Annotated in this window: 3 protein-coding genes; all 3 read right to left on the bottom strand. The window is 55.8% G+C overall.

Annotated elements, in window-relative coordinates:
- The coding region (locus D1159_RS18425) for a hypothetical protein (RefSeq protein ID WP_161847056.1) at window positions 1–2,003 on the bottom strand (2,003 nt) is incomplete at its 3' end.
- A gap of 96 nt (window positions 2,004–2,099) precedes the next feature.
- Window positions 2,100–3,800: a flagellin gene (locus tag D1159_RS18420; RefSeq protein ID WP_161847055.1), complete on the bottom strand. Its 1,701-nt coding sequence runs from the start codon at window positions 3,798–3,800 to the stop codon at window positions 2,100–2,102.
- A gap of 163 nt (window positions 3,801–3,963) precedes the next feature.
- Window positions 3,964–4,164: a carbon storage regulator gene (locus D1159_RS18415; protein WP_161847054.1), complete on the bottom strand. Its 201-nt coding sequence runs from the start codon at window positions 4,162–4,164 to the stop codon at window positions 3,964–3,966.
- Window positions 4,165–4,461 lie beyond the last annotated feature (297 nt).

The following is a 4,461-nucleotide window of genomic DNA, read 5'->3' as shown; positions in this document are numbered from 1 at the left end:
GGCTGGTCCAGCAGGGCCGGGTCAAGCTCCAGTTTCGCCATCATCCGCAGCGGCTGGCCGTTTTTGTTGACGAAGTACAGGCCATCGATCATTGCCTTGCCAATACGCAGGCGGACAGTATCGTTTTTTCTGCGGATTTGATCCAAGAACTGCTGCCTTATAGTCTCGTTAGTCCCTTCTGCAACCTTTTCACCGTCTCTGGTGATGATTATCTTATCGTCAGACAGGATATTATTTTTCCAAGTCGCGGCAATATAATTGTTGATGTTAGTAAAACCGTCCAGCCAGTTCTTTAACCGTTCCTCATCCACGGGCGTACCATCGTAGTAGTGGAAATCATAGCCATAAAATTCGTAGGCGTCCCGCAGGCAGAACTCAATGTAGGCCCGCTCCTCATCGGTGGCGTAGTCGTCATAGGTGCGGTAGACCGTTGCGGTATCAAAGCCCACCACATTTCCTTCCGCCGTCTCCACATCATGGACGCCTTTCTCCGAACAGTAGGTCATGCTTTCCGTATAAGGAAGATCCAAAAACGCCGCCAAGGCGGTAAAGGTAGCCCGGGGATTGGTCTTGCCGTCCTCAAAGCGCACCAGCACGCTGTCCTTGTACAGCCGGTCCTCTGGGTCAATCATAAAGCTGCGGTTGGCGATCCGATCTGTTACCAATTCAGGCATTACCACTCTTTTCCCACCATCTTTTATAGTGTGGATCTGCTTTTCTGCAATCCAGCGGACGGTGGCGGCATAACTGGTAGTGATCCGCCGCATAGGAGTAAACGTCTTAATATATTTAAACGCCCTGAAAATAGCCGAATTACGGATGCGATCGTGCTGCTCTGAGGTAAGGATTGTCCGGCCCTTATCGTCAGGGAAAAGGTCGTAGTCAATATTGCTGAAATGGGGCTGGAAAAAGAGGGCTGGATAAATTCGCGCAGCGTGATCTACCCCGCCCATATATGTATCCATGTCCATAAAAAGGACAGATAAAATGTCCTTTTCCGATCGGCTGCCGCTCCAATACAGCTTTTCCGCCAGTTTACTGCCAAAGGAAAGTTCTGTCACACCCGATGTGCGCGCTTTGTCGGCCCGGCTAAATTCTTCCCTGTAGTTACGGATGGCCTTATCGATCTCATCCATCATTACAGAAGGTATACACAATAGATTAGGATGGCTGTCAAACACCTCATTGAAGAAGTCACCGCCGTTATCGGAGGAGAGCTGGGTGTGCCAGATCAGGCGTTGGATGTCCTGAAACCCAATCGGTTTCACCGGGTATTGGCTGTAGTCGATGCCGTACTCCGCCTGGAAGTCGATGGGATAGCGGGAGCGTTCGTCCCCAAACAGGAAGATGATTTTCTTGTTCTCTAAGACGCGGCGCACGTTCAGCACCTGCAAATGGGCGCAGAAGGTCTCCCAGCTGGCGTAGTGGAGATACAGGTGGTTTTCCCGTCCGATGTCCTCACTGGGGCGCACGTTGTCGTAAAGGTATTCCAATTCATATTGAGAGTAAACATCCTGGGCCAGGATGGGATTTTCCAAGTCTTTGAAGAAATTCCGGCTGATCACGGGATGGTTGAAATTGATATAGCCGCCAAATTTCTGTTCCGCCGGGGCAAAGGGCAGATAGCCGTTGTCATCGAAGGGGTAGAAGCGCAGGGGGAGCTCTTCAAATTTCGGAAACTCTTTTCGGAATAAGTAGGGGTACTTTGCCAATGCGGCGCAGTTCTTCTCATATCTGGATTTCAGGAGCTTTACATTGGGCATATAGAATGCCTCAGTCATAATATCCAGGCACTCCGCCTGGAAGACGCCCTCGTTATACAGCTGAGAAAATTGGGTATAGGCAACCTTGTAGTCCCCGCCCATGCGCAGCAGGTAGACGGCGGCTTCCAGCCGCTCCTCCGGGGACAGCCCGCCCTGGTGCAGGGCCAGCACATAGGCGCTGTTGGCGTCAGATGGCGTGCCCAGCTCGGCACAGCGCCGGGCGATGTCTATGGTGTTCATACGTACGGCTTCCTTTCCGTTTAAAATCAAAAGGGGAGCGGGCCGAAGCCCGCCCCCCGGTCTGGGTTATGCGATTTTGCCGGAGTCTGTTCCGGATTACTGGAGGAGCTGGAGGACGCCCTGGGGCACCTGGTTGGCCTGGGCCAGCATGGCCTGGGCGGACTGGATGAGGATGTTGTTCTTGGTGTAGGACATCATCTCCTCGGCCACGTCGGTGTCGCGGATGGTGGACTCGGCGTCCTGGATGTTCTCCGTCATCACGGACAGGTTGTTGATGGTGTGGTCCAGGCGGTTCTGGGTGGCGCCCAGAGTACCGCGCACGTCGGATACCATGTTGATGGCGGCCTTGATCTTGTCAATGGCCTCGGTAGCGCCCTCCTGGGTGCCGATGTTCAGCCCATCAATGCCCAGAGAGGAGCAGTGCATATCCTGGATGTCTACCTTGAGCTGGTTAAAGTCCTCGGCAGTATCGCCGATCTGAAGCTGCAGGCTCTTACCGGTGGCGGCGCCGGGGGTGCCGATCTGCACGATGGACTCGCCGGTCTTCACATTCTTCCAGGTGGCGTCAACCGCAGTGGAGGTGGGGCCCTTCAGATCCCACTCGCTGTAGTCCTTAAAGGCGCCCTTCTTCTCAGTCAGGGTAATCTTGCCGCTGTTGCCCTCGGCGGTGATGTCGAACAGCTTGTTGGTCTGCTGGCTCAGCAGCTTGGCCGCCTCAGTAGCCAGACTGGCATAAGTGGACGTATACATGGACAGGTCAATGACGGTGCCGCCGCCGCCCACGCCGTCAGCGCCGACCTTGAAGGAGTAGGTCTCGTCGCCGATCTTGATGGTGGTGCCATCCTGGATGTTCGCCAGCGTGAAGTGACCCTGAGCCAGATCATTTTGGCCCGCCGCAGACACGATCTTGTCATGGTGGACGGCCAGGTCAAAGCCGTTGTTGCTGGTCACGTCAGTGGCGAGATCAGCAAGACCGCCGCTCTTGGCAGTACCATTAAAGGTGTCCGCCGCCGCCTGGGTGGGGAGTTCTTTGCCTTTCAGTATGACTTTGCCGCCGTCGACACTGGCAGTGAAATCCAACCCGCCGATGCTGAGGTCACCCGTCGCAGCGACCAGGTCAGCCGCGCTGAAGACATAGGTCTCGCCCGCGCTGAGGGCAGCACCAAGGCTAATGGAGGCAACGGTTTTGCCTGCCACCGTGATCTTGGCGATGGTAGTGCCGACGGCCAAGGTGGTGCCGGTAGCGGCCAGTCTCAAATCCAGATCGCCCACGTCAATGGAGAGTTCGCCCTTCTCGCCGGCGCCGGTGCCGCGCAGGCCGTCGGCCACGGCGGTGACGGCCTGATCGGTGAACTCTACCGTACCCTTGCCGCTCATCTCACCGTTGAGCAGCTTGATGCCGTTGAAGTTGGAGGAGTCGGCGATGCGGTTGATCTCGTCCTTAAGCTGCTGGATCTCCTTCTGCATCTGGGCGCGGTCGGTGGTGTTGTCATAGGTGCCGTTGGCGGACTGGGTGGCCAGCTCCACCATACGGTTGAGCATGTCGTGGACCTCAGTCAGGGCGCCCTCGGCGGTCTGCACCAGGCTGATGCCGTCCTTGGCGTTCTTCTGGGCGGTCTCCAGGCCGGTGATCTGGGCGCGCATCTTCTCGGAAATGGCCAGGCCGGCGGCGTCGTCGCCGGCGCGGTTGATCTTGTAGCCGGAGGACAGCTTCTCCAGGTTCTTCTTCATGGCGGAGACGTTGTTGGTGTAGTTGCGGTAGGCCGACATAGCCATAATATTGTGTTGAATCCTCATAGCTCTATACTCCTTTAGATAATTATTTTGCGTGCTTTGGTAATCCTTAACCTCCGCACAGCGTTGGGGTTGGAGCTCCGTTCTCCTGGTCATCCGGCCGGACTGCCCAAAATTCGGATACTCTATATTTCAACCGGCTCGTCAGCCGTTTGAAACCGTTGATTTACTCACGCGGAGGCAGACCCACCAGACCCTCTGGCCGTTCCGCCCCATTGCGCTCCCGTACTTCGCCCCGGAGGATACTGACCTCCTTGGGCGCCTTGATTGCCACTCTGATTTTGGACCCGGTGTCCTGAAATACCTGGACGGCAATCTCGTCTCCGATGGTCACATACTCCCCGGATTTCAGCTGCAAAAACAGCACGGCAAACTCCTTTCGCCAATTCCCCGGCCCAATCCCGCGGGCCAATTCACTGTCATAATATTTTGGATACCCTTATGGGCTTCAGGTGTGCGCACACATCCTCTCGTTTCCCACTGCTCGGCTTGGAAAACGCTGATTGGAACGGAATTGATTCAATTACGCTCTGGGCCGTTGTGGGATAGAGCCGGGCTTTGATGGTGGTGAACTGGACTGTCTTTCCCGCTCCAAGGCCCCGTGTCCGTCCCCCTGCCATACCGCTCCCCCTCCGAAAATTTGTGAAAGTGTACCTTTACAAAC

This window comes from Pseudoflavonifractor sp. 524-17 (assembly GCF_009935845.1).
In the GTDB taxonomy this organism is placed as follows: Bacteria; Bacillota; Clostridia; order Oscillospirales; family Oscillospiraceae; genus Pseudoflavonifractor_A.
The sequence above is the reverse complement of the archived record's forward strand: the minus strand, read 5'-3'. Positions and strand labels throughout refer to the sequence as shown.

What these genes read in the sequence shown, in the direction of transcription:
- D1159_RS18420 (WP_161847055.1), bottom strand. Translation starts at nt 3,800, where the DNA reads ATGAGGATTCAACACAATATTATGGCTATGTCGGCCTACCGCAACTAC.